A 23,807-nucleotide genomic window follows, 5' to 3' on the forward strand; every position below is an offset into this window, starting at 1 on the left:
TTGAGATTTACCGCCTGCATGCAGGCGGTAAATCTCAACGCGCTCTTCAAGGCTGAGCTGGCCATAACATTGTCCCATCGCCACAACACCCTAGCAGGTGTTGCACTTGTGTCGTGAACCCAAGGGATCCATAACCACAGGCGGTTGTCTCTGAGAGAAGCTGTAGCTCCAGCCGTGTCAAATCTCGCACGGTTGTGGTTATAGGTCCCGGCTTTCGCCGGGACGACGGAATCAAAACGGCCGCTCGATTGGAGCGACCGTTGTCGTTTCAGCGATCGCGTTTACGCGTAATCGCTGTTGTCGTCGCCGCCGTTGTCGTCGAAGTCGTCGGCGTCCTGATCATCGTCACTGTCCCGGTCGGCCTGCGCCTGGTCGAACGCGCCGGCGCGCGAGCCGGAATCACTGTCGCGGTTGGAGCCGATGTCGTTGACCCCCGCGTCACGAGCGAGGTCGCTCGACGACTGGTCGCCACCCCACGGACGCGAACCGCCGCCGAGGCCACCGGCGTCCGCCAGCGACTGGTGGCTGCCGCCACCCATCATGCCGCGGATGCTGGAGAGCAGCAGCCCGCCGCCGACCACGCCGGCCGCGGCCGCAGCCGCAGTGCCGAGGAACGAACCGCCGCCACCGGGGGCGCCGCCGCCGAAGGCCGGGGGCTGCTGGCCGCCGTAAGGCTGTCCGTATTGGGACTGACCGTATTGCTGCGGCGGCTGGCCATAACCGCCTGCCTGCTGGATCGCCTGGCCCGAGTTCCAGACCGGGCGGCTGCCGCCAACATCCGGCGGGCGCACCGGCGGCACCGAGCCGTGCGGCTGCTGCTGGCCCTGTCCGAAGATCGCATCGCGCATCGAATCGAGGAAGCCGCCGCCCTGCTGCTGTGCTCCCTGCTGCTGGCCGACCGCGGCCTCGAGCTCCTGGATCCGGTCATGGGCACGCTTCAGCGCCTCGTCCTGAACCAGCGCGGTCTGCACCAGCGCGTAAACCGCATTTGGCGCGCTGCGCAGGCCCTGCATGATGGCGGACATGGCCTCGTTGTCGCGCGGGGCATTCTCCAGCTTGGCGAGCCGGTCGAAGAGATCGTCAATCAGTTGGCGTTCTTGCGGTGTCATGGCGTTCTCCATCGCGTCGATCGAATCGGCGCGCGGCTCATGTAGGACGGGCTTTGTGGCGCAAGGAGTGGGGGCCAGAATTAAATTTCTGTATGCGACAATACGACCGGCGGTTTTTCGTGAGCCTTAAGCGTTTTCGAGCGAAGTGGATCCCGGTTCGCGTGAAGAAAACGCGTCAAAACAAGGGTCAGGCCAGTGTAACTTTATTCAGGGCCAGCAGGGCGGGGAAATCCTCGCCCGCGAGATAGGCATGCTCGGTCTCGCGCTGCGTCGTCAGCGGGTCGAGGTTTTTCAGGGTTTCATCGACGAAACCGGGATGGCACATCACGAGCCCGTCTTCCGGCAGGCCGTCGAGGAAGCCCTGCATCAGCGCTGCGAATTCGCTGCCGCGCGTAAAATCGTAGGCGCCGGCGAAGGCCGGGTTGAAGTGCAGGCCCGATCGCTGGGCCTTGATCCGGAATTGCGTGCTGAGCACGTTCAGCACCAAAGCCTTCGGCGCCGTCAGCTGGCGCGCCAGCGGGCCTTCGCGTCCGCACTGCCGCACCCAGGCCTTGGGCGCGCGCTCCTTCACGGCGCGCAGGAAGCCGTCGCGCACCTGCGGGAACAGTTGAGCGTGCTGGTGGCCGTCGACGAAATCGGGCGCGCGGCCGAACATTTCGTGGAAGGCGTCGAGCTGCACCAGCACCTCGGCATGGACCAGATCGGCATCGAGCCGATGCATCAGCCCGGCGCGCAACAGCCGCGGGAATGGCAGGAACATGTCGCCGTCGAGCGGACGGAAATGCATCGTCAGCGGCCGGAACGGCGCGGTCAGCGTCACGTGCAGCCCGATCGCGCAGCGCGGGCTCTTTGCGACCGAGGCCTGCAGCGCGGCCGCAGCCTCGCGGCCGATCGCCGGCGTCACCATCATCACCGACGTCGCATTGAGACGGCCGCGCTCGATCAGGTCGCGGATCGCGCGGTTGACGCCGCAGCTCAGGCCATAATCGTCAGCACACAGCCAGATCCGGCGCGGCGAATTTTCGCTCATTCGGCGGCGGTCCGCTCGGTGGCGCTCTGCGCCGCGCCGCCGTCGGCGTGCTTCTCGGTGTGCTCGGCGACGAAGTAGATCGGCCGTGCCTTCAATTCGGAAAGGATCTTGCCGATATATTCGCCGACGATGCCGATCATGATCAGCTGCACGCCGCCGATCGTCATGACGCCGATCATCAGCGACGGATAACCGGGCACCTGCTTGCCGGTGGTCAGCACTTCCCACAGGATCGAGAGGCCGAACAGGAACGCCGCGCCGGCGAGCAGCGCGCCGAGCAGGCTGGCGAATCGCAGCGGCGCCACCGAGAACGAGGTCAGGCCCTCGATCGAGAGGCCGATCAGCCGGCCGGCATTGAAGGTGGTGACGCCATGCGCGCGCGGCGCCGGCTCGTAGTCGACGCGGATCTGCCTGAAGCCGATCCAGCTCGCGAGGCCCTTGAAGAAGCGGTTGCGCTCCGGCAACTGCCGCAAGGCCGCGGCGGCGCGCGGCGACAGCAGGCGGAAGTCGCCGGCATCCTCGGGGATCTGCTGCCGCGCGCCCCAGTTGATCAGCGCGTAGAAGCCGCGCACGGCAAGCCGCCGCAACGCCGATTCATTGTCGCGATGCGCCTTCGCCGTGTAGACCACGTCGTAGCCGTCATCGATCCAGTGCGCGACCAGTTGCTCGACCAGGGTCGGCGGATGCTGGCCATCGCCGTCCATGAACAGCACCGCGCCGCGGCGGGCATGGTCGAGGCCGGCCATCAGCGCCGCCTCCTTGCCGAAATTGCGCGACAGCGACACCACCTGGAGGTCGAGCCCATCGGCGGGCAGGCCGCGCGCGATGGTCAGCGTGGTGTCGGCGCTGCCGTCGTCGACATAGACCACTTCGCAATTGAGCCCGTAACGGGCGCGCAATGACCGGGCAAGGTCGATCAGCCGTTGGTGCAGCGCCACAAGCCCGTCGGCCTCGTTGTAGACGGGCACGACGATGGACAGACCCTGCGCGGCGGCGGTCTTGGCGGTTGTGGTCAGGCTGGAAACGTCAGAGCCCAGCATCATCGGTCAGGTTCCAGAACTAGAGCGTTTTCCAGCGAAATGCGGTTCGCCTTCGCGTGGAGAAAACGCCTCACAACAAGAGATCATGAACACAATATGGTACCGACGGCCGGCTGTCGCCAACATGAACGGCCCCGCCCGCTCATTGTCGCAGGAACGCCTCGAGCTTGGCGAACAGCGGGTTCTCGCGGTCGAACACATAGTCCAGCGACACCACCGACACGGTTTCGGCGCCGTGCTCGCGCAGGAAGCTGCCGAGCGCGTAAAGCTTGCCCGGTGGGCAGTGCAGCGTCAGCATGCCCGACGAGGTCGGGCTGCCGAACGGAGCGACCACGCCGAAGCGGGTATGCGCCTCGGACAGCAGCGCATCGTTGCAGCCGGCGAACCGGGTACGCACCTCGCGGTATTTGCTGGCGCGGGCGCGCGCGGCGATGTGGTCGAGGATGACGCGCGCGGTCTCGCGGGCGCCGGTCGACCAGTCGGCATCGCGGGAGGCGACGAGGTTGGCCTGGCTGCGCAGCATCACGCCGTCGTCGAGCACCTTGAGCCCGTTGGCGGCGAGCGTCGCGCCCGTGGTCGTGATGTCGACGATCAGCTCGGCGGTGCCGGCCGCGGGCGCGCCCTCGGTGGCGCCGGCGCTCTCCACGATGCGGTAGTCGCCGACGCCGTGCTTGGCGAAGAAGCCGCGCGTCAGATTGATGTATTTGGTCGCGACCCGCATGCGGTGATTGTGCTGCTCGCGGAAGCCGCTTGCGACGTCGTCCAGGTCGGCCATGGTGCGAACGTCGATCCAGGCCTGCGGCACCGCGACCACGACATTGGCATAGCCGAAGCCGAGGCCTTCGATCATCAGCACGCGCTTGTCGGCATCCGGAATGCTCTCGCGCACCAGATCCTCGCCGGTGACGCCGAGATGCACCGAGCCGCGCGCCAGATTGGCCGCGATCTCGCTCGCCGACAGATAGGCGATCTCGACATTGTCGACGCCGGCGATGGTGCCGCGATAGTCGCGCGCGCCGCCGGCCTTCGACAAGGTCAGCCCGGCGCGGGCGAAGAAGCTCTCCGCGTTTTCCTGCAAACGCCCCTTGGAGGGAACGGCGACGACAAACGGCGTGCTCATCGGGCGCCTCCGGAGGCTCCGGCCTTGCCATGGCGCGTCATCGCCTCGATCCAGACCGAGAAACCGACCGCCGGGATCGGACTGGCCGAGCCCAGCTGCGTCATCAGCCCGTCATAGCGGCCGCCCGCGACCAGCGGCTCGGCGCCGTTGCCCCTGGCGTGCAGCTCGAACTCGAAGCCGGTGTAATAGTCGAGACCGCGGCCGAACGCGGTCGCGAACCGCGTCTTCCGGATATCGATGCCGCGCGCGGCCATGAAGCCGACCCGGCTCTCGAACTGGTCGATCGCCGCAGCAAGGTCGAGCCTGGCGTCGGCGGCCAGCGCGCGCAGCTGCGCGATTGCGTCGTCGGGATCTCCCGATATAGCGAGGAAGCGCTTGATGGTGGCGAGCGCATCGCGCGGCAGCGCGCCGCCCTTCAGCGTCGATTGCTCGAGGAAGCGGTCGGCGATCTCGGCGACGGTGCGGCCGCCGACATTGGTGGTGCCGGCGATCGACATCAGGTCGGTGACCAGCGCCAGCGCCGCCTTGCGGTCGGAGCCGGCGAGGGCCGCGAGCACGCCCTCATATTCGTTGCGGCCCGGCGCAGTCGCCAATGTCAGCTGCTCGATGTCGTCGGTCAGCGAAACCTTGCGGTTGAAATCCTTGATCAGCCGGCGCCGCCACACCGGATAGAGCTCGAGCGCATCGATCAGCGCGTTGAACAGCGCGACATCGCCGGTGCGGATCTCGACGTCGGTCAACCCAAAGGCCGTGGTCGCCTCCAGCGCCAGGGCCAGCATCTCGGCGTCGGCCGCGGCGCGGTCCTGCCGTCCAAAGGATTCGATGCCGGCCTGCAGGAACTGGCTCGGCTGGCCGTCGCGATAGCGGAACACCGGGCCGAGATAGCTGAAGCCGGCCGGCTGGCCGGCGCGAGGCGAGGCGAGGTAGTCGCGCGCCACCGGGATCGTGAGATCCGGGCGCAGGCAGAGCTCCTCGCCGCTCGGGTCGGTCGTCAGATACAGGCTTTTGCGGATGTCCTCGCCGGACAGGTCGAGGAACGGTTCGGCCGGCTGCAGGATCGCGGGTTCGGACCTGAGATAACCGGCCTGCGCGAACGAGGCCAGCAGCGCATCCGCCCAGAAGGCCGAACCAGAAGCCGCCCCTAGGGCGGATCCGGCGGCGGGTCGTGGTGCGGCAGCTTCGCTCATCTCGACGTCCAATTCGCTCCGAAATCGCGTTTCAGAGCGGGTTCCATGGGTGGCGTTGGCGGAGCCCTTAGCATGGCCGTGTCAGGGTTTCGACAGGGATCAGCCAAGTGGCTTAATGATTGGGTTCGTTAACGATTTTGCGACGGCTTGGCTAGGGGCAGATGTTCCTCACAAGCGCGGGGCTACACAGCTGGTCAACCCGTCATCCTGAGGCGCGAGCGGAGCGAGCCTCGAAGGATGATTCGGCCACCGTCGGGGCCATCGATCCTTCGAGGCTCGCCGATGAGGCTCGCGCCTCAGGATGCCGGTGAGGGAGTGCCTGGCCGATTGCCCCGCCAGTCCCCCAGTGCCGCCTGCACCAGCGCCAGCGCGGCGACGGCGGCGGTGTCGGCGCGCAGGATGCGCGGGCCGAGTGCGAGACGGAGGATGTGGGGCTGGCGCAGCAGTACCGAGCGCTCCTCCTCGGCAAAGCCGCCCTCGGGGCCGATCAGCACGTCGATCCCGCCATTTGCGGCGGTCGCCGCCTGCAACGCCTGCACCGGGTTCGCCACTTCTGCCGCCTCGTCGCAGAACACCAGAAGCCGCGCCGAATCGCGCCCCGCGAGGAAACGTTCGAGCGGGAGGGGATCGGCGACCTCGGCAAGCGAGATGATCCCGCACTGCTCGGCGGCTTCGACCACATTGGCGCGCATCCGTTCGCCGTTGACCCGCGACACCTGGGTGAAGCGCGTCAGCACCGGCACGAGCCGTGCCGCGCCCATCTCGACCGCCTTCTGCACCATGTAGTCGAGCCGCGCATGTTTTAGCGGGGCGAACACATAGGTCACGTCGGGCAGGCGGTCCTGCGGGCGGGTCTGCGCCGTGATCGTCAGCGTATCGGCGCGCTTGCGGCCGGAAATCTCGGTGCGCCATTCGCCGTCACGCCCGTTGAACACCAGCACGGTATCGCCGGCGCCAAGCCGCAGCACGTTGCCGAGATAGTTGCTCTGGTCGCGTTCGAGCGAAACGGTCGCGCCGGCACCGAGCGGGGCATCGACAAACAGGCGGGGGCTGCGAAAATCGAGTTCAGGCATGTCCTGGGTTCCTGAGCCGCCTTCTAGCCTAAAGGCGCCGCCAAGTATCGCTCAGGTCTGCCCTGCTGCTGATTGCGATCGGAGAGGATCGTCGGATTCCGACATCGTTGGTCAGAGCTACGGCCGCTTCCAAGCCGCGAAGCAAGTTAACCAAACCGGGCGACACCGTAGTCCCTCGGACTCGTCAGGGACGCTCCGGCCAACTACTACAATGGTGTCGATATATTGCTTCTGTCACCAAGTCATTTTTGAAGTCCGAGGGGTCGCTTGCACGCGGCCCCTTTTGTTTTTTCGGTCGGTGTGGGGCCGCATATTCGAGCCGAGGCATCACCGAAAATCCCGTTCAGGCACATGTGATGGTCCGTTTTACCGCCGTTCGCGGCCTAAAGGCTTCAAATCGGGGAACAATTTAATGTGGCCGGTGTGGCCCTACGCCGCGCTGTCGCCCAAATCCACGGGTTGTTAAGGGCTCACAGGAATCGTAAAACGCCCCCAAATTTCGTTGCTTCGTTTTGTTGCGCTGGGGTTGCCTGGACCTTTTGCCGGAGAAACACCCTCGATGATCCGCCGACTGATCGTGCTGACCGTTGCCGCGACCGCCCTGTCCGCGGGGCACGCCGCGGCCCAGAGCGCCTTTCCGGCGCCGCTGCCCAATCAAGGCCTGGCCGGCACCGCCTCGGATCCCGCGTTCCCGCCGGTGAACGGCGCACGTCCAAGCCGGGCGAGCACCGCACCGGATCCTGCGTTTCCGCCGGTGAACGGCGCGCCCGCGGCCAGGGTCGGCGCCACGCCGTCGGCATTTCCGACCAATGGCGCAGCTCCCATTGCCGGCGGCGGTCTGTCGTCTCCGCCGCCCCCGCCTGGCGCCGGTGGCGGCGCGGCCGGTGACGCCTGCATGAAGGATTTCGTTCCGCTGCGCGAGGAGACCGAGAAGCGCGGCAAGGCGATCAAGGCGGCGAGCGACCGGCACGCCAGTCCCCAGGAGGCCTGCAAGCTGATCGGCAATTACAGCCAGGCCGAAGTCAGGATGATCAAATACGTCGACACCAACGCGGCGAAGTGCGGGATTCCGCCGCAGATCTCCGATCAGCTCAAGACCGGTCACAAGAATACCGAGGCCTTGCTGAAGAAGGTCTGCAACGTCGCGGAGCAGGCGGCGGCACAGCCGCGCGGGCCCGCGGGGCCGTCGCTGAGCGACGTGCTCGGCTCGTCCGCCTCGCTGCCGGAAGCGACGCCGACCAAGAAGGGCGGCAGCACCTTCGACACGCTGAACGGCAACGTTCTGACCCGATGATTGGGCGCCCGATGATTGACCAGCCATGAGCGAGGTCTCCGCCCGCGTTGCCGACTCCACGGGCAACTGGGTGGACACCCATGCGCCGGTCTGGTCACGGCCCTATCTGCGGCTTGCGCGCTACGACCGGCCGATCGGCTCCTGGCTGTTGTTGATGCCGTGCTGGTGGTCGGCGGCGCTCGCCGCCGGCGTCGCGCACGATGTGCGCTCGCTGCCGCTCGTCGTCCTGCTGTTCTTCATCGGCGCCTTCGTGATGCGCGGCGCAGGCTGCACCTGGAACGACATCACCGATCGCGATCTCGACGCCAAGGTCGAGCGCACGCGGTCGCGGCCGATTCCCGCCGGGCAGGTCACGGTGACGCAGGCGGCGGTCTTCATGGTCCTGCAGGCGCTGATCGGGCTTCTCGTGCTGCTGCAGTTCAACCGCTTCGCGATCATGACCGGCATCGCCTCGCTCGTGATCGTTGCGATCTATCCGTTCATGAAGCGGATCACCTGGTGGCCGCAGGTCGTGCTCGGCCTCGCCTTTTCCTACGGCGCGCTGATGGGCTTTGCGGTGACGCTCGAGCGCATCGATGCGGCCGCTATCGCGCTTTACGCCGGATCGATCGCCTGGGTGATCGCCTACGACACCATCTACGCCCATCAGGACGCAGAGGATGATGCGCTGATCGGCGTCAAATCCACCGCGCGCCTGTTCGGCGCACGCACCCATCGGGCGCTGGTGATCTTTTATGGTCTCGCCGTGCTCTTGATCGGCGTGGCCTTCGCGCTCGCGGGCGCGCGCTGGCCGGCCTGGATTGGGCTGGCGGCATTCGCGCTGCATCTCGCCTGGCAGGTCCGCCGGCTCGACACCAGCGACCCCGCGCTCTGCCTGCGCATCTTCAAATCCAACCGCGACGCCGGCTTCATCCTGTTCGCGAGCCTGGTCGTCGATGCGGTGCTGCGGGCGGCGTAGCGGCGACCTCTCGTCATTCCCCGGTGCGCAATTGCGCACCTGAGGGCTCGCGAAGCGAGAAGAGCAAGACCCGGACGATTCATGTCGCGAGAACGCGAGAGTATGCCCCGCCAGCCGATCAACAAAATCGGTGTCGGGCCTGCGAAAGCAGGGACGACGCTTGAGGATGTCGGTAATGCCACCCACTCAGTGTCGTCCTGGCGAAAGCCAGGACCCATTACCCCAAACCTCAATTGTTGTGCGATGCTGGGGCCGCGATCACGCTCGTCACCGAAAGCAGTGGTTATGGGTCCTGGCTTTCGCCAGGACGACGAAAGAGGTGAGAGGCGTGGAGCGCAGCTAAGCAAACTCAATTCCGCGCGATGATCTCGCGCTCGTCGCGATGCACGCTGGTGCCGTTGAGGCTGACGCCGGCGCGGCGGCGGACCAGGAATTTCGGGCGGCGCGCGCGGATCGCGTTGCGGCGGCGGCGGCGCGGGGCAGGCTGGCGCGGCGCCGGCTCGGTCAGTTGCGGGAGATGGAAGATGTCGCTCCACATCTGCCAGGCGGAGCTGATCTCTTCGGCATCCGAACTGGTGCCGAGCGGAATGGAGAGCGCGGGATCGCGGTGAACCAGCACCAGCATCTGCGCGTCGTCGATGCCGCGCAGCGCGATGCCGAGGAAATCGCTGACGCGAACATTGACCGCCATCCGCATGCCGAGAACGGCACGGCGCAGCACGACATGTTCGCGATGAAGCTCGACCTGCCGCATGCCGCCATCCGCGCGCGCATCCTGCGCGTGGAAGCTGAGCGGAAGGGAAAGAGGGTCGAGCCGCAATGCGCGGCTCGACCCGGCGGAATTGATTCCGCTTGTTGGTGTTTGACGCCTCAAAGCCTTAGTCTCCCCGCCGGGATTATGTTCCCGGTCGATGTGTGAGAGCCTAGCCGAGCGATGGCCGTTTCGGCTTAAAAAGCCTGGTTAACCGCTCCTCACCTGGCGCCATGATTGACAAGAGGTTGGCCCGCATGATTGACGAAGCCTTGCGCCGATCACTCAAATCTTTGTTGCCCGCCGGTGCAAAGTGCTTGAATTCCCTGTGAATCCGGCACATCTGGTTAGGTCTGTCGACGCCATTCCGGGCTCCCCTCAATCCGCAGGAATTCGTTCGTGAACTCTTCACCATCTGCATCGCGACACGGCGATACCTCCGATCTGTTCGACCAGTCCGGCCTGAGCGACCTTGCGCAGCGTCTGGTCGAAGCCGCAAAACGCGCCGGCGCCGATGCGGCCGATGCCATCGCGGTGCGCGGCGTCTCGCAAGGCGTCGAAGTCCGCGACGGCCGCGTCGAGGAAACCGAGCGCTCCGAAGGCGACGATGTCGGACTCCGGGTGTTCGTCGGCCAGCGCCAGGCGGTGGTGTCGACCAATGACGTCAGCGGCGACGGGGTTGCAAAGCTCGCCGAGCGCGCGGTCGCGATGGCGCGCGTCGCGCCCGACGACCAATATGTCGGTCTGGCCGATCCCGCGCTCCATGCGCATGATTTCCCCGATCTCGATCTGCTCGACCGTACCGTCCCGACCACCGCCGAACTCGAGCAACGCGCGATCGATGCGGAGGCTGCGGCACTCGCGGTCAAGGGCGTCACGAAATCCGGCGGTGCGTCGGCCTCGACCGGGATCGGCGGCATGGTGCTGGTGACTTCGACCGGCTTCCACGGTTCTTATCTGCGCTCCAGCCATGGCATCTCGACGACGGCGATTTCCGGTGAGGGCACCGGCATGGAGCGCGACTATGATTTCACCAGCGCGCCGCATGCGTCCGATCTCGATTCACCCACGGCCGTTGGCCGCAAGGCCGGCGAGCGCGCGGTGGCGCGGTCGAATCCGCGCAAGGTTGAGACCTGCAAGGTGCCTGTGGTGTTCGATCCGCGGGTTGCCGGCTCGATCGTCGGCCATCTGGTCGGCGCCATCAACGGCGCCTCGATCGCGCGCAAGACCAGCTTCCTGAAGGACAAGCTCGGCGAGCAGCTGTTCTCCAGGGATATCCGTATCATCGACGATCCCTTGCGCGTGCGCGGCCTGCGTTCGCAGACCTTCGACGCCGAGGGCGTCAAGGTGAAGAAGATCGCGCTGATCGACGAAGGCGTGCTGACCACCTGGGTGCTGGACTCCGCGACCGCGCGCGAGCTCGGCCTGGTCACGACCGGGCACGCGCATCGCGGCGTGTCGTCCTCGCCGTCGCCCGGAACATATAATCTGCATCTCGAGCCGGGTGCGGTGACGCCGAAGGAGCTGATCTCCGACATCAGGCAGGGCTTCTATGTCACCGACCTCATCGGCTCCGGCGTCAACGGCGTGACCGGTGATTACAGCCGCGGCGCGTCCGGCTTCTGGATCGAGAATGGCGAGATCACCTATCCGGTCAGCGAAGTGACCATCGCCGGCCACCTGCTGCCCATGTTCAAGTCGCTGGTTGCCGCCAACGATCTGGAATTCCGCTACGGCGTCAATTCCCCGACACTGCGCATCGAGGGCCTGACGCTTGGCGGACGCTGATACGGACGACTGGACCAAGGCGCGCGACGCCGCCTTGCTGACCAGATCGGTGCAGGAGGCGGGCCGGCTCGCATCGTCGCTGTTCCGCACCGAATTGAAGAACTGGATCAAGGGCGCGTCCTCGCCAGTCTCCGAGGCCGACATCGCCGTCAACGACCTCCTGGAGCAGCAGCTGCGTTCGGCGACGCCGGATTACGGCTGGCTGTCGGAGGAGAGCGCCGACAATGCGACCCGGCTCGACAGGCGCTTCACCTGGATCGTCGATCCGATCGACGGCACGCGCGCCTATCTCGCCGGCCGCGAGGATTGGTGCGTCAGTGTGGCGCTGGTTGAAAATGCATCGCCGGTGCTCGCGGCGGTGTATGCGCCGGTGACCGAGGAATTCTTCTTTGCCGCCCGCGGCCAGGGCGCCACCCTGAACGACAGCGGCGTGCATGCAACCGCGGGCACCGATTTCGATTTTCCCCGCATGGCCGGACCGAAACCGCTGGTGCAGCGGCTCAGCCCGACATCGGACGAGATCACGCTGTTTCCGCGGATCGGATCGCTGGCCCTGCGGTTGTGCCGCGTGGCACAAGGTCGACTTGACGCCGCCTTTGCGGGCGGGCAAAGCCGCGACTGGGATCTTGCCGCCGCGAATTTGATCGTGCAGGAAGCGGGTGGTAGGATGACCGCGCTCTCGGGGGATGCGATTGAGTACAATCGCCGGGAGGTGACGCATGGGGTGCTGGTGGCAGCAGGACGCGAACGTCATGCACGCATTGTCGAGCATTTTCGCAACCGTCCATTGCCGTGAGGCCCCGCCGATCCGCACCGCGTTTCCGATTGTGACGACCAGGCTTGTTACGACAAACCTGTGACGACCAGACTCGTGACGACCAGACTTGTGACGACCACGACTTCATTTGCTTGCCGGGCATCTCGTTAGGAAAACCATCTCATGTCAGACAATGCCCAGCCACAGCTGCTTCACCTCGTGATCGGCGGCGAGTTGACCGATCTCGAGCACAACACCTTCAAGAACCTGGACGAAGTCGAGATCGTCGGCGTTTACCCGAACTATGCGACCGCCTATGCGGCCTGGAAGGCGAAGGCGCAAGCGACCGTGGACAACGCCCAGATGCGCTATTTCGTTGTTCACCTCCACCGGTTGCTCGATCCTGAGCAGGACACAAAGCACTCCCATTGAAACGACTTCTTCGCGATCTGCTGCGCAGCGGCTTCGTGCAGCGCGTGCTGGGTGTGCTTGCGGCCGAGTATCTGCGGCTGGTGTGGTACACCAACCGCTTCATCTATCAGCCGCATGACGTATACGGGATCGTCGAGCCCTTGATGCCGGCGATCTTCGTGTTCTGGCACGGCCAGCACTTCATGACGCCGTTCATCAAGACCAAGGACAGCTACCGCGCCAAGGTGTTGATCTCCCGCCACCGCGACGGCGAGTTCAACGCCCTCGCGGTCGAGCGGCTCGGCATCGGCACGATCAGGGGTTCCGGCGACCATTCCGGCGCGTTCCATCGCAAGGGCGGCGTCGGCGCCTTCCTGGAGATGGTTCGGGCGCTGGAAGACGGCTGCAACATGGCCACCACGGCCGACGTGCCGAAGCGGGCGCGGGTGGCGGGTCTCGGGGCCATCATGCTGGCGCGGGAAACCGGCCGGCCGATCATCCCCTTTGCGATGGTCACCAGCCGATTCATCCGGTTGAAAAACTGGGATTCCACGACCATCAATTTGCCATTCGGGCGCGGCGCAGTGGTAGGTATTGAGCCGGTCTATGTGCCGCCCGACGCCGATGCCGCGACGATGGAAAAGCTTCGGCAGCACGTGGAGAATCTTCTCAACGAAGCGACCCGGCGCGCCTATGCAGCCGTCGGGCGGCCGGAGGCAACGCTTGGCTAGCTCGCTACCGATGACGTTGCGTGTCTACCGCAGGCTGTCGTCTGCGATGGTGCCGTTCGCGCCTGCGCTGATCAAGCGGCGGCTCAAGCTCGGCAAGGAAGACCCCGAACGCGTCGGCGAGCGGCGCGGCATGAGCGGCGACGTCCGGCCGCAGGGACCGCTGGTGTGGATTCACGGCGCGAGCGTCGGCGAGGTGCTGGCGGCGGTCGGGCTGATCGAACGGCTGCGCGCGCTCAATCTGCGCATCCTGCTCACCTCCGGCACGGTGACCTCGGCCGCGATCGTGGCCAAGCGCTTTCCGCCCGATGTGATCCATCAATACGTGCCGTATGACTCGCCGCGCTATGTCGCGCGCTTCCTCGATCATTGGCATCCGTCGCTGGCGCTGTTCATCGAGTCCGATCTGTGGCCGAACCTGATCCTGTCGAGCGCCGCGCGGCGGCTGCCGATGGTGCTGATCAACGGGCGGATGTCGCAGCGCTCGTTCCCGCGCTGGCGCCGGGTCTCCAACACCATCGGGGCGCTGCTCGGACGGTTCGACATCTGCCTCGCGCAGTCGAAGACCGATGCCGAGCGCTTTGCCGCGCTCGGCAGCCCCAACGTCATGGTCACCGGCAACCTCAAGCTCGACGTCGCGGCGCCGCCGGCCGATCCGGCCAAGTTGGAGCGGCTGATGTCGGTGACGCGCGGCCGCGCGATCGTGGTTGCCGCGTCCACCCATCCCGGCGAGGAAGAGCTCCTGATCGAGGCGCACAAATCGCTCGCCGGATACTTCCCCGGGCTGCTCACGGTGATCGTGCCGCGGCATGCCGCGCGCGGCGAGGCGGTGGCCCGGCTCGTGACGGAGGCGGGCCTGCGTCCCGGGCTGCGCTCGCACGAGGACCTGCCGGTTGCGACCACCGATATCTATGTCGCCGACACGATGGGCGAGCTCGGCCTGTTCTACCGGTTGGCGCCGATCGTGTTCATGGGCGGCTCGCTGGTCGCGCATGGCGGCCAGAACCCGATCGAGGCGATCAAGCTCGGCGCTGCGATCGTGCACGGCCCGCACGTCTTCAATTTCACCGAGGTCTATGACGCGCTCGATCGTGCCGGCGGCGCGCGGCGCGCCGACGATCTGGAAGCGCTGGTCAAGCAGCTTGGCCAGTTCCTTGCCGATCCCGCGGCACGCGATGCCTCGCTCGCGGCCTCCGAGCGCGTCGTCGAACAGCTCGGTGGCGCGCTGGAGCGCACGGTGACCGCTCTCGAGCCCTATCTGTTGCAGCTGCAGCTCGAGATGGGAGCCGCCAATGCGTGAGCCGGCCTTCTGGCACCGGCCGTCGTCTTGGACATCGCAACTGTTGAGACCGCTTGCCGCGCTCTATGGCGCGGTGGCCGCGCGGCGGATGCAGCGCTCCGGCATCGATGCCGGCATTCCCGTGATCTGCGTCGGCAACTACCACGTCGGCGGCGCCGGCAAGACGCCGACCGTGCTGGCGCTGGCAAAGCTGCTGCGCGAGCTCGACGAGCGGCCGGTGGTGCTCAGCCGCGGCTATGGCGGCCGGCTTGCCGGCCCGGTCAAGGTCGATCGTGACCACCATACGGCGGCCGATATCGGCGACGAGCCGCTGATGATGGCGGCGACATTGCCGGTCGTTGTCTCGGGTGACCGCGCCGCAGGTCTGGCGCTGGCGCGCGCACAGAACGCGAGCGTCATCCTGATGGATGACGGCTTCCAGAATCCGAGCGTGATCAAGGACGCCTGCCTGATCGTGATCGACGCCACGCGCGGCGTCGGCAATGGCCGTGTCATTCCGGCCGGACCGTTGCGCGCGCCGCTGTCGCCGCAGCTGGAACGCACCGACGCGCTGATCGTGGTCGGCGAGGGGAGTGGTGCGAAAAAGATTGCGGCCGATCTCGTGTCCCGTGGCAAGCCGGTATTGTCGGCGCATCTGAGGCCGGATCTGGCCTCATTGAGTGCGTTGCGCGGCCAGCGCGTGCTTGCCTTCGCCGGCATCGGCGATCCCGCGCGCTTCTTCAACTCGCTGCGCGCAAGCGGGATCGACGTCGTGCGCAGCACGGCTTTCCCCGATCATCATGCCTTCACCAAGGACGAGATCGCGCAGCTCGTTGCCGATGCGCGAGGTGACGCCTTGACGCTGGTGACGACGGAAAAGGATCTGGCGCGGCTGCGTGGTCCGGCCGGGATGCCGGCCTGGGCACAGGCGATCGTGCCGTTCGCGGTGACGCTGCAATTCGAGGATGCTGCCGCGCTGCGGCGCCTGGTGACCGATCAGCTGTTCAAGGCGCGGAGCAGGAGGCTGCACACATGAACCCAGCCTTGAGCTTAAGCCTGCGGCTTGAGCACGCCGGGATGGTGGCGCTGCAGCACGGCGGTCGGGGTCGCGTAGGCTTCCTGCAGGTCGACGCTCCAGTACTTCAGCTCGTCGAGCGGAATCCGGACGTCGGTGATGGCACAACGCACAAAGGTGCCAGGCGAGATCACGCGGAAATCGCCGTCGAGATATTGCACTTGCGCTTCGCCATGGCCCGAGGGACCGAACTTGTTCAGCACGTTTGAGCTCTCCGCCTTGCCTCGCACGAGGCCACCTGGATATTTATCAAGCCATCTATCACAGATAGGGGGTCATGTCCGCCCGTTAAACCACCGACTTGTGATGATTTGGCGGCAGACGCGCATGGTAGCGTTGCAGGTGTGGTCCGCTGTGTTTGCGGCGCCATAACGAGTCGGCCGGATCGGATGCGCCTCAAGTCAGTTTTCATGTGCCTCGCCATGCTTGCCGTGCCGGCCGCGGCGGCGGCGCCGCTTCCGGCCCCGCATCAGGTCGAAATTCCCGAAGGCAATGTCACGCTGCACGCGCAGCTCTACCGGCCCGATGGCGATGGCCCGTTCCCGACGGTCATCGCGCTGCACGGCTGCGGCGGTCTCGCCGGCCGTTCCGAGCAGGTCGCGCCGCGCTATCGCGACTGGGCCGAGCAACTGCTCACATCAGGCCATGCGGTGCTGCTGCCCGACAGCTACGGCTCGCGCGAGCTCGGACCCCAGTGCCGCATTCGGGAGCATCAGGTCCAGACCCGCCGTGCGCGAGTTGCCGACATCAATGCCGCGCGGCAATGGCTGGTGCAGCAGAAATGGGTGGCGAAGAGCCGCATCAGCCTGATCGGCTGGGGCAACGGCGCGGCCGCCTTGCTGTGGGCGGTGCGGCCGCAGATGTGGTCGCGCAACGTCGAGCCGGACTTCCGCTCGGCGGTCGCGTTCTATCCGGATTGCCGCACCTCGTCCGGCCTTGGCTGGAGCGCGCGGGTGCCGACGCTGGTCCTGATCGGCGCGCGCGACGATGTGACGTCATCATCGGCCTGCCACCAGATGGTCGACGGCGCGCGCGGCCGCAGCGCGCTGGCGCGGATCGTGGTCTATCCCGAGGCCTATCACGATTTCGACCGCGCCAACCTGCCGCTGCATGCGGTCGCGGCCTCGTCCGATGTCGACCTCGCGGAGCCCGGTCACATCGGCACCGATGCGAGCGCCCGCAAGGACGCGCAGAAGCAAGTCGCCGAGTGGCTGGCGCGCTAAAACAAACTGCCCTGATCGACCGGCTTGGTGACGCGCTTCGGCGCCGCCGGTTTCGCCTCACGCGGCTTCGGCTGGGTCTCGGGCGTCATTGTCGCCGGCGGCTGATCGGCGCTCGCAGTCGCGGCGACGCGGCCATCGGCGAACTCGATCGAGAGGCTGGCATTCGGGCCGACTGCCGTAGCGGAGTGCAGCGCGTGTCCCTGCGCGTCGCGCACCAGCGCAAAGCCGCGCGCCAGCACGCCGCGATAGGACAGCGCCGACAGCAGCTGACTGCGATGGGCGACCCGCGCCTCGAGCCGCTGCAGCGTGGTCAGCAGCGCGCGGCGGGCACGCTCGGCGAGGCGGTGGGTGCGCTCGAGATCGCGGGCGATCGCGTTGCGCTGGGCCTGCGCATTGGCGAGCTTGGAGGCCTTGAGCCGGATCTCGAGCCCGCTGAAGCGTTCGCGCCGGCGATGCAGCAGCGAGCGCGCCGACAGCGTGATGCGCTCGCCCGAGACGGTCAGCCGCTGCCTTGCATGCGCGACTTGGCCGCGCAGCACGCCGATCGTGAGGCGCGAGCTCGACGCGGCAAAGCGTCGGAAATGCGCGTGCGTGTTGGCCTTCAGCCCGCGCGGCAGCCCGGCTGCGAGATGATCGAGCCGCTGCCGCGGGATCGCCAGCAGTTCGTTCGCCGCCGGCAGCGCACGCGCCGCGGCACGCAGTTCGTTGCGGCGGGCCTCCTGGCCGCGCTGCCAGCACACCATGGTGCGGCGGGCGAGCGCTGCGACCTCGACGAACAGCTCGCTACGCACCGGCACCGCCATCTCGGCGGCCGCGGTCGGCGTCGGCGCGCGCTTGTCGGCGACGAAGTCGATCAGCGTGATGTCGGTTTCGTGGCCCACCGCCGAGATCAGCGGGATATGGCTCTCTGCCGCGGCGCGGACCACGATCTCCTCGTTGAACGACCACAGGTCCTCCAGCGAGCCGCCGCCGCGTGCGACGATCAACAGATCAGGCCGCGGGATCCGGCCGCCCTCCGGCAGCGCATTGAAGCCGCGGATCGCGGCCGCGACCTGCTCGGCCGAGCCGTCGCCCTGCACCTTGACCGGCCAGACCAGCACGCGGCGGGGAAAGCGGTCCTCGAGGCGATGCAGGATGTCGCGGATCACGGCGCCGGTCGGCGAGGTGACGACGCCGATCACCTCGGGCAGCCAGGGCAAGAGCTGCTTGCGGGCCTCGTCGAACAGGCCCTCGGCCGCCAGCTTCTTCTTGCGCTCCTCCATCAGCGCCATCAGCGCGCCGACGCCGGCCGGCTCCAGCGAGTCGATGACGATCTGGTACTTCGAGGAGTTCGGATAGGTGGTCAGCTTGCCGGTGGCGATGACCTCGAGCCCTTCCTGGGGCTTGAAGCGCATCCTTGCATGGGCGAACTTCCAGATCACCGCCTCGATCTTGGCGCTCTCGTCCTTCAGGGCGAAATAGCAGTGGCCGGAGGAGTGAGGGCCGCGGAAGCCGGAGATCTCGCCGCGGACGCGGACATGGCCGAACCGGTCCTCCACCGTCCGCTTCAGGGCGGAGGAGAGTTCCGAGACGGTGAATTCGGGCGCGTTGACGAGATTGGGCGCAGCAGCAGTCATTTGCAGGTGATTCGGCTATTTGTGAGCTTCAGCGCAACGTAGGGACTTTTACCCGCCATCGCCAATGCGCGGGCTTGTTTGTCCATATACTCTGTGATACAGAGTTCTCTGTATTGGGGTGATGGCGACCTGGCTGGAGCGCTGACCGATGATCCCGCAGTTGACGTTGGCAAGTTTCGTCCATTCCGCGGCAGGCGCGGTCCATGCCGTCGTGGCGATGCTGTGCATCGGTGTCGGGCTGATCCAGTTCCTGCGTCCAAAGCGCGGCGCGAGCCACCGGGCGCGCGGCTATCTCTACGTCTATGCCATGCTGGTCGCCGACGGGACCGCGATGCTGGTCTACAGGTTCACCGGCGCTCTCAACCTGTTCCACCTCGGCGCGATCGTGAACTTCGCCTGCATCGTGGCGGCGATTGTTCCGCTGCTGCGCAGCCCGCGGCCGGCGAACTGGCGACTGACCCACTACAATTTCATCTCGTGGTCCTACGTGTCGCTGATGTCGGCGGCGGCAACGGAAATCGTGGCGCGTGTGCTGCCGCTGACGACGCGCGGGCAGGTCGGGCTGGTGGCATTGGTGCTGTCGATCATGACCATGACGATCGCCTATGTCCTGATCGGCAAATATCGTCCGCCGGCGGACGCGCGTCCGGTGTCAGCTAAGCTCGCCGGGCAGAGTGGGGTGCCGTCATGATCGACAGCCAGCAGGCCAGCGCGGCGCTGAACGACATCAACAACGTCGTGCAACGCGTCCGCCAATCGCAAATCTATCAGATCGCCAGCCTCATCATCATCATGTGGGGCGTGTTGGTCTTCCTGGGCTACATCGCCAACTACACATGGCCGCCTCAGGGATATGCGATCTGGGCCGTCGTCGACCTCGTCGGGATCGCCGGCTCGATCGGGATTGCCGCGTTCAGCGGTGTCGGTCCGGGGGCGGGCGCCTTCGCCATCCGATTGCTGATGGCGTTCCTGCTGTTCATCGCGTTCGGCATTTTCTGCTCGGTGGTGTTGGGCCATTTCGGACCGCGCCAGATGCTGGTGTTCTGGCCGCTCTTCACGATGCTGTTCTACGCGCTCGCCGGCTTGTGGTTCGGCTATGCCTTCATCGTGATCGCGCTCGGCACCAGTGCCCTGATCGTGATCGGCTATTTCCACGCCGGCCCGGCACTGCTGCTGTGGATGGCAGCGGTGCACGGCGGCGCGCTGGTGCTCGGCGGTCTCTGGATGCGCCGGGTCTGACGCGATGGCGGAACTCGACGAGATCATCCATCAGCCGCTGCGGCTGCGGATCATGGCGGCGCTCAATGCGCTGCCGGTTTCGACCGGGCTTGAATTCGCCCGGCTGAAGAAGCTGACGGGCGCCACCGACGGCAATCTCGGCGCCCATATCGAGACGCTGGCCAGAGCCGGCTATGTCTCGGTCGACAAGGCCTTCGTCGGCAAGAAGCCGCAGACCACCGTGACCGCGACCGCGGCCGGTCGCGGCGCCTTCGCCCGCCATGTCGCGACCTTGCAGGAGATCATCGCCGGCAAGCAGCCGTGAGCCGGAATGACGGGGGAATCGGCCCCGTCGCCTCTTGCAGGCCGGCGGGGATTCGTGCGACCGACACGGCTGTTGCACCCTTTTGGGCCTGTGTCTGATGAACATCCTCCTGCTCGGTTCCGGCGGCCGCGAACATGCGCTGGCGTGGAAGATCGCGGCATCTCCGCTGGTGACGAAACTCTGGTGCGCGCCGGGCAATGCCGGGATCGCGCGCGAGGCCGAATGCGTCGCGCTCGATGTCGCCGACCATGCCGCGGTGATCGAATTCTGCCGGCGCAACGCGGTCGATCTGGTGGTGGTCGGTCCGGAGACGCCGCTCGCCGCCGGCATCGTCGACGATCTCGCCGCCGTCGGCATCAAGGCGTTCGGGCCGAGCAAGCAGGCCGCGCAGCTCGAGGGCTCCAAAGGGTTCACGAAGGACCTCTGCAGCGAGTTCAACATTCCGACCGGCGCCTATCGCCGCTTCGACAATGCGAAGGACGCGGTGACCTATGTCCGCGCCCAGGGCGCGCCGATCGTGGTCAAGGCCGATGGGCTCGCCGCCGGCAAGGGCGTCGTGGTGGCGCAGACCTTGCTCGAGGCGGAAGCCGCTGTTGCGATGATGTTCGAGGGCGCATTCGGCTCGGCCGGCGCCGAGGTCGTGATCGAGGAATTCCTCTCGGGCCGCGAGATCAGCTTCTTCGCACTGTGCGATGGCGAGACCGCGATTCCGCTGGCGTCCGCGCAGGACCACAAGCGGGTCTTTGATCACGACAAGGGCCCGAACACCGGCGGCATGGGCGCCTATTCGCCGACGCCGTTCGTGACGCCTGAGGTGCACGACCAGATCATGGCGCGCATCATCCTGCCGACGGTGGCCGGGATGAAGCGCCGCGGCATGCCGTTCAGGGGCGTGCTCTATGCCGGCGTGATGCTGACCGCGCAGGGCCCAAAGCTGTTCGAATACAATGTCCGCTTCGGCGATCCCGAGTGTCAGGTGCTGATGCTGCGGATGATGTCGGACATCGTGCCGGCGTTTCTCGCCTCTATCGACGGGCAATTGAAGAACTTCGATCTGCGCTGGTACCCGGACCCGGCGCTGACGGTGGTGATGGCGGCCAAGGGCTATCCCGGCGACTACATCAAGGGCACACGCATCGATGGCCTCGATGACGCCGCCAAGGTCGACGGCGTCGAGATCTTCCACGCCGGCACGGTGGCCAAGGATGGCGCAATTCTCGCCAACGGAGGTCGCGTGCTGAACGTCTGCGCGATGGGCAAGACGGTCACCGAGGCGCGCGACCGCGCCTATCAGGCCGTCGATCGCATCAAATGGCCGGAGGGATTCTGCCGGCGCGACATCGCCTGGCAGGCGGTGGAGCAGGAAAAGCCGACGGGCTAGCTCGCGCCGCACTTTTCGCTCGTCATGCGCGGGCTTGACCCGCGCATCCATCGCCTTCGAGAAAGTCCCTTCGTGAGATGGATTGCCGGGTCAAGCCCGGCAATGACGATGGGTGTGTGGGACGCCGCTGCCGACTACAGCAAATCCCCGCCTGCCGCGCTCGCGGTGGTGCCGTGCTCGCGGAACGCCTTGATGACGTTCTTGCCGATCTTCCATTTGTGCACCTCGTCGGGACCATCGACCAGCCGCTGCGAGCGCACCTGGGTATACCATTTCGCCAGCGGCGTATCCTGGCTGAAGCCGAGCGCGCCGTGCAGCTGGATCGCGGTGTCGATCACCTTGTGCACCATGTGGGCATGGAAGATCTTGGCGATCGAGTTCTCCTGGCGGATGTCGAGGCCCTTCTCCGCCTTGTAGGCGATGTGCAGCAGCATCAGCCGGCCGATATAGAGCTCGCTCGCGCAATCGGCGAGCATGAACTGCACTGCCTGGCGGTCCGCCAGCAACTGGCCGAAGGTCGAACGCTTGGTGACATGGGCCGCCGCCATGTCGAGCGCGCGCTGCGCCTTGGCAACATTGTGCATGCCGTGGCGCAGTCGGCCGTAGGCGAGGCGGTGCTGGCCCATGTTGAAGCCATTGCCCTCGCCGCCGAGCAGATTGTCGGCGGGCACCTTCAGATCTTTGATCTCGATCTCGGAGTGGCCGCCATGGATCACGTCGTCATGCGGGCCCTCGATCGCCATGTTGGCGACGTTGCGCTTGATGCGGTAGCCGGGGTTGGGCAGCTCGACGATGAAGGTCGAGTATTGCTTGTGGCGCGGTGCGTTCGGATCGGTCTTCGCCATGACAAGCGCGAGGTCGGCGACGCTCGCTGACGAGGAGAACCATTTCTCGCCGTTGAGGATGTAGTTCTCGTTGCCGTCCTTCACCGCAGTGGTCTGCATGCCGGTGGCGTCGGCGCCGGCGGCCTTCTCGGTCATCGAGAAGCAGATCCGCTTCTCGCCGTTCAACAGCGGCTTGAGGAATTTCTCCTTCTGGTACTCGGTGCCGTGCGCCAGGATCGTCATCATCGAGGCGTCGTCCGGCCCCTGCGTGTTCATCGAGAGCGCGCCGAGCATGCTTTCGCCGAGCTCCATCTGCACCAGCGCATTCGCGAGCGGGCCGAGGCCCATACCGCCATACTCCTTCGGCACGAAGGGGCACCACAGGCCCTGCGCGCGGGCCTTCTTCCGCAGCGGTCCCAGCACCTCGGCAAGCGGCTTGGTGTCGAGTTCCTTTTCCGCCGGAATGCACTCGTCGTGCACGAATTTGCGGACCTTCTCGCGGATCGCCTTGGCTTCGGCCGGAATTTCGAAATCGATCGACATGGCACTTCCTCGTTTCGTGTTGTTGTTGGTTGGGCTCGAGGATGGCATAAACCTCACTTGGGCCAGCGGCAACGCCGAACAAAGTTTGAAGCACGGCGCACGCGACCGGGAGGAGCCACCGATGTCTGATCTCGCTGATCTTTTTCCCGGCTATCAGTCGAAATGGATCAACACCTCGCAGGGCCGCATCTTCGCCCGTGTCGGCGGCAAGGGCCCGCCGCTGCTGTTGCTGCACGGCTTCTCCTCGACGCATGTGATGTGGCACACGGTCGCGCCGAAACTTGATGACAAGTTCACGCTGATCATCGCCGATCTGCCGGGCTACGGCTGGTCCGATATGCCCGACAGCGACAAGGACCATACGCCCTACACCAAGCGGGCCTGGGCGAAGACCATGGTCGAGGCGATGGAGCAGCTCGGCCATGTGCATTTCGCACTCGCCGGCCATGACCGCGGCGGCCGGGTCTCATACCGGCTCGCGCTCGATCATCCCGGCCGGCTGTCGAAACTCGCGGTGCTCGATATCGCGCCGACCTACGATTACTGGCAGAAGCTCAATCGCCTCTCCGCGCTGAAGATCTACCACTGGGCGTTCCTGGCGCAGCCCTATCCGCTGCCGGAGACGCTGATCTCCCACAATGGCGAATTCTTCCTCAAGGAGAAGATGGCGAGCCAGACCAGGACCAAGACGCTGGAGGCGATCGATCCGCGCGCGCTCGCGCATTACCTAGCGCCGTTCCGCGATCCCGCCCGCATCCACGCGATGTGCGAGGACTACCGCGCCGGCGCCTATGCCGACTATGAGATCGACAAGGCCGACGTCGACGCCGGCAACAAGATCACGATCCCGATGCTGGCGTTGTGGGGCGATGCCGGCGTTGCCAGCGCGGCAACCACGCCGCTCGACACTTGGAAGAGGTGGGCGACCAATGTCAGCGGCGCGCCGGTGGCGTCGGGGCATTTTCTGCCCGAGGAGGCTCCGGACGCGACGGCGAAGCTGCTGCGGGAGTTTTTCCTGGCGGGGTAGCAGTAGCGCTTAAACCCGTCATCCTGAGGAGCGCGGAACGCGCGTCTCGA

The 23,807-nt window shown here is 66.2% G+C and carries 24 protein-coding genes; 14 read left to right on the forward strand and 10 right to left on the reverse strand.

The features are described from left to right. Positions 1-281: 281 nt before the first annotated feature. The 6 genes from AC066Y_RS39580 to AC066Y_RS39605 all read right to left on the reverse strand — a co-directional run bounded on the left by AC066Y_RS39580 (position 282) and on the right by AC066Y_RS39605 (position 6,559). Positions 282-1,109 carry a DUF2076 domain-containing protein gene (locus AC066Y_RS39580; RefSeq protein WP_478278584.1) on the reverse strand — a complete coding sequence of 276 codons (828 nt, stop codon included), beginning with the start codon at positions 1,107-1,109 and terminating at the stop codon, positions 282-284. A 187-nt stretch (positions 1,110-1,296) separates the two neighbouring features. Continuing rightward, complete coding sequence (locus AC066Y_RS39585) at positions 1,297-2,139, reverse strand: ChbG/HpnK family deacetylase (protein ID WP_478278585.1); 843 nt, start codon at positions 2,137-2,139, stop codon at positions 1,297-1,299. Beyond that, a complete protein-coding gene (locus tag AC066Y_RS39590; protein ID WP_478278586.1) occupies positions 2,136-3,182 on the reverse strand; it encodes a glycosyltransferase family 2 protein in 1,047 nt (348 codons plus the stop codon). Before AC066Y_RS39590 ends, AC066Y_RS39585 begins: the two co-directional genes overlap by 4 nt. Before the next feature lie 139 nt (positions 3,183-3,321). Beyond that, a complete protein-coding gene (hisG, locus tag AC066Y_RS39595; RefSeq protein WP_092124061.1) occupies positions 3,322-4,299 on the reverse strand; it encodes an ATP phosphoribosyltransferase in 978 nt (325 codons plus the stop codon). Next, positions 4,296-5,486 carry an ATP phosphoribosyltransferase regulatory subunit gene (locus AC066Y_RS39600; protein ID WP_478278587.1) on the reverse strand — a complete coding sequence of 397 codons (1,191 nt, stop codon included), beginning with the start codon at positions 5,484-5,486 and terminating at the stop codon, positions 4,296-4,298. The genes hisG and AC066Y_RS39600 overlap by 4 nt, the downstream gene beginning before the upstream one ends. 296 nt (positions 5,487-5,782) lie before the next feature. Next, positions 5,783-6,559 (reverse strand): 16S rRNA (uracil(1498)-N(3))-methyltransferase, encoded by a 777-nt coding sequence (locus AC066Y_RS39605; protein ID WP_478278588.1) that lies wholly within the window; start codon positions 6,557-6,559, stop codon positions 5,783-5,785. A 559-nt stretch (positions 6,560-7,118) separates the two neighbouring features. Between AC066Y_RS39605 and AC066Y_RS39610 the strand changes: the two genes are divergently transcribed. Continuing rightward, complete coding sequence (locus AC066Y_RS39610) at positions 7,119-7,853, forward strand: hypothetical protein (RefSeq protein WP_478278589.1); 735 nt, start codon at positions 7,119-7,121, stop codon at positions 7,851-7,853. Positions 7,854-7,878: 25 nt separating this feature from the next. Beyond that, on the forward strand, positions 7,879-8,811 hold the full coding sequence (gene ubiA, locus AC066Y_RS39615; RefSeq protein WP_478278590.1) for a 4-hydroxybenzoate octaprenyltransferase: 933 nt from the start codon (positions 7,879-7,881) through the stop codon (positions 8,809-8,811). Between the two features lie 349 nt (positions 8,812-9,160). Here ubiA and AC066Y_RS39620 read toward each other — a convergent pair whose 3' ends face one another. Continuing rightward, on the reverse strand, positions 9,161-9,685 hold the full coding sequence (locus tag AC066Y_RS39620) for a DUF6101 family protein (protein WP_478278591.1): 525 nt from the start codon (positions 9,683-9,685) through the stop codon (positions 9,161-9,163). Positions 9,686-9,961: 276 nt separating this feature from the next. Here AC066Y_RS39620 and AC066Y_RS39625 point away from each other — a divergent pair, with 276 nt between their 5' ends. The 6 genes from AC066Y_RS39625 (at position 9,962) to lpxK (ending at position 15,561) form a co-directional block, all read left to right on the forward strand. Beyond that, positions 9,962-11,350 (forward strand): TldD/PmbA family protein, encoded by a 1,389-nt coding sequence (locus tag AC066Y_RS39625; protein WP_478278592.1) that lies wholly within the window; start codon positions 9,962-9,964, stop codon positions 11,348-11,350. Next, positions 11,337-12,146, forward strand: coding sequence for an inositol monophosphatase family protein (locus AC066Y_RS39630; protein WP_478278593.1), 810 nt, complete (start codon positions 11,337-11,339; stop codon positions 12,144-12,146). Before AC066Y_RS39625 ends, AC066Y_RS39630 begins: the two co-directional genes overlap by 14 nt. A 144-nt stretch (positions 12,147-12,290) precedes the next feature. After that, entirely contained in the window at positions 12,291-12,539 is a 249-nt protein-coding gene (locus AC066Y_RS39635; RefSeq protein ID WP_050628541.1) for a DUF4170 domain-containing protein, read from the forward strand. Then, the gene (locus AC066Y_RS39640) at positions 12,536-13,249 is read left to right on the forward strand and encodes a lysophospholipid acyltransferase family protein (RefSeq protein ID WP_478278594.1); all 714 of its coding nucleotides are present in this window, start codon (positions 12,536-12,538) and stop codon (positions 13,247-13,249) included. The genes AC066Y_RS39635 and AC066Y_RS39640 overlap by 4 nt, the downstream gene beginning before the upstream one ends. Next, entirely contained in the window at positions 13,212-14,546 is a 1,335-nt protein-coding gene (locus tag AC066Y_RS39645) for a 3-deoxy-D-manno-octulosonic acid transferase (RefSeq protein WP_478278595.1), read from the forward strand. Before AC066Y_RS39640 ends, AC066Y_RS39645 begins: the two co-directional genes overlap by 38 nt. Then, on the forward strand, positions 14,539-15,561 hold the full coding sequence (lpxK, locus tag AC066Y_RS39650) for a tetraacyldisaccharide 4'-kinase (protein ID WP_478278596.1): 1,023 nt from the start codon (positions 14,539-14,541) through the stop codon (positions 15,559-15,561). The genes AC066Y_RS39645 and lpxK overlap by 8 nt, the downstream gene beginning before the upstream one ends. 14 nt (positions 15,562-15,575) lie before the next feature. Here the strand turns inward: lpxK and AC066Y_RS39655 are convergent, their stop codons facing one another. After that, positions 15,576-15,803, reverse strand: a complete 228-nt coding sequence (locus AC066Y_RS39655; protein ID WP_016848019.1) for a DUF2093 domain-containing protein — start codon at positions 15,801-15,803, stop codon at positions 15,576-15,578. 186 nt (positions 15,804-15,989) lie between these two features. Between AC066Y_RS39655 and AC066Y_RS39660 the strand changes: the two genes are divergently transcribed. Next, positions 15,990-16,823, forward strand: a complete 834-nt coding sequence (locus AC066Y_RS39660; RefSeq protein WP_478278597.1) for a dienelactone hydrolase family protein — start codon at positions 15,990-15,992, stop codon at positions 16,821-16,823. On the opposite strand, the gene xseA is transcribed toward AC066Y_RS39660, so the two are convergent. Then, positions 16,820-18,439, reverse strand: coding sequence for an exodeoxyribonuclease VII large subunit (xseA, locus tag AC066Y_RS39665; protein ID WP_478278598.1), 1,620 nt, complete (start codon positions 18,437-18,439; stop codon positions 16,820-16,822). The two genes, AC066Y_RS39660 and xseA, sit on opposite strands and share 4 nt — an antisense overlap. Before the next feature lie 148 nt (positions 18,440-18,587). On the opposite strand from xseA, the gene AC066Y_RS39670 reads away from it, so the two are divergent. The 4 genes from AC066Y_RS39670 to purD all read left to right on the forward strand — a co-directional run bounded on the left by AC066Y_RS39670 (position 18,588) and on the right by purD (position 21,363). Then, complete coding sequence (locus AC066Y_RS39670) at positions 18,588-19,130, forward strand: DUF2306 domain-containing protein (protein ID WP_478278599.1); 543 nt, start codon at positions 18,588-18,590, stop codon at positions 19,128-19,130. Further along, complete coding sequence (locus AC066Y_RS39675; RefSeq protein ID WP_478278600.1) at positions 19,127-19,678, forward strand: hypothetical protein; 552 nt, start codon at positions 19,127-19,129, stop codon at positions 19,676-19,678. Before AC066Y_RS39670 ends, AC066Y_RS39675 begins: the two co-directional genes overlap by 4 nt. Positions 19,679-19,682: 4 nt before the next feature. After that, positions 19,683-19,982 (forward strand): winged helix-turn-helix domain-containing protein, encoded by a 300-nt coding sequence (locus tag AC066Y_RS39680; RefSeq protein WP_166303496.1) that lies wholly within the window; start codon positions 19,683-19,685, stop codon positions 19,980-19,982. Between the two features lie 97 nt (positions 19,983-20,079). Beyond that, positions 20,080-21,363, forward strand: a complete 1,284-nt coding sequence (gene purD / locus AC066Y_RS39685) for a phosphoribosylamine--glycine ligase (RefSeq protein WP_478278601.1) — start codon at positions 20,080-20,082, stop codon at positions 21,361-21,363. Positions 21,364-21,497: 134 nt separating this feature from the next. On the opposite strand, the gene AC066Y_RS39690 is transcribed toward purD, so the two are convergent. Further along, positions 21,498-22,730 carry an acyl-CoA dehydrogenase family protein gene (locus AC066Y_RS39690; protein ID WP_038388024.1) on the reverse strand — a complete coding sequence of 411 codons (1,233 nt, stop codon included), beginning with the start codon at positions 22,728-22,730 and terminating at the stop codon, positions 21,498-21,500. A gap of 121 nt (positions 22,731-22,851) precedes the next feature. Here AC066Y_RS39690 and AC066Y_RS39695 point away from each other — a divergent pair, with 121 nt between their 5' ends. Next, positions 22,852-23,757, forward strand: coding sequence for an alpha/beta fold hydrolase (locus AC066Y_RS39695; protein WP_478278602.1), 906 nt, complete (start codon positions 22,852-22,854; stop codon positions 23,755-23,757). Positions 23,758-23,807 lie beyond the last annotated feature (50 nt).

This window comes from Bradyrhizobium sp. USDA3010 (genome assembly GCF_056429065.1).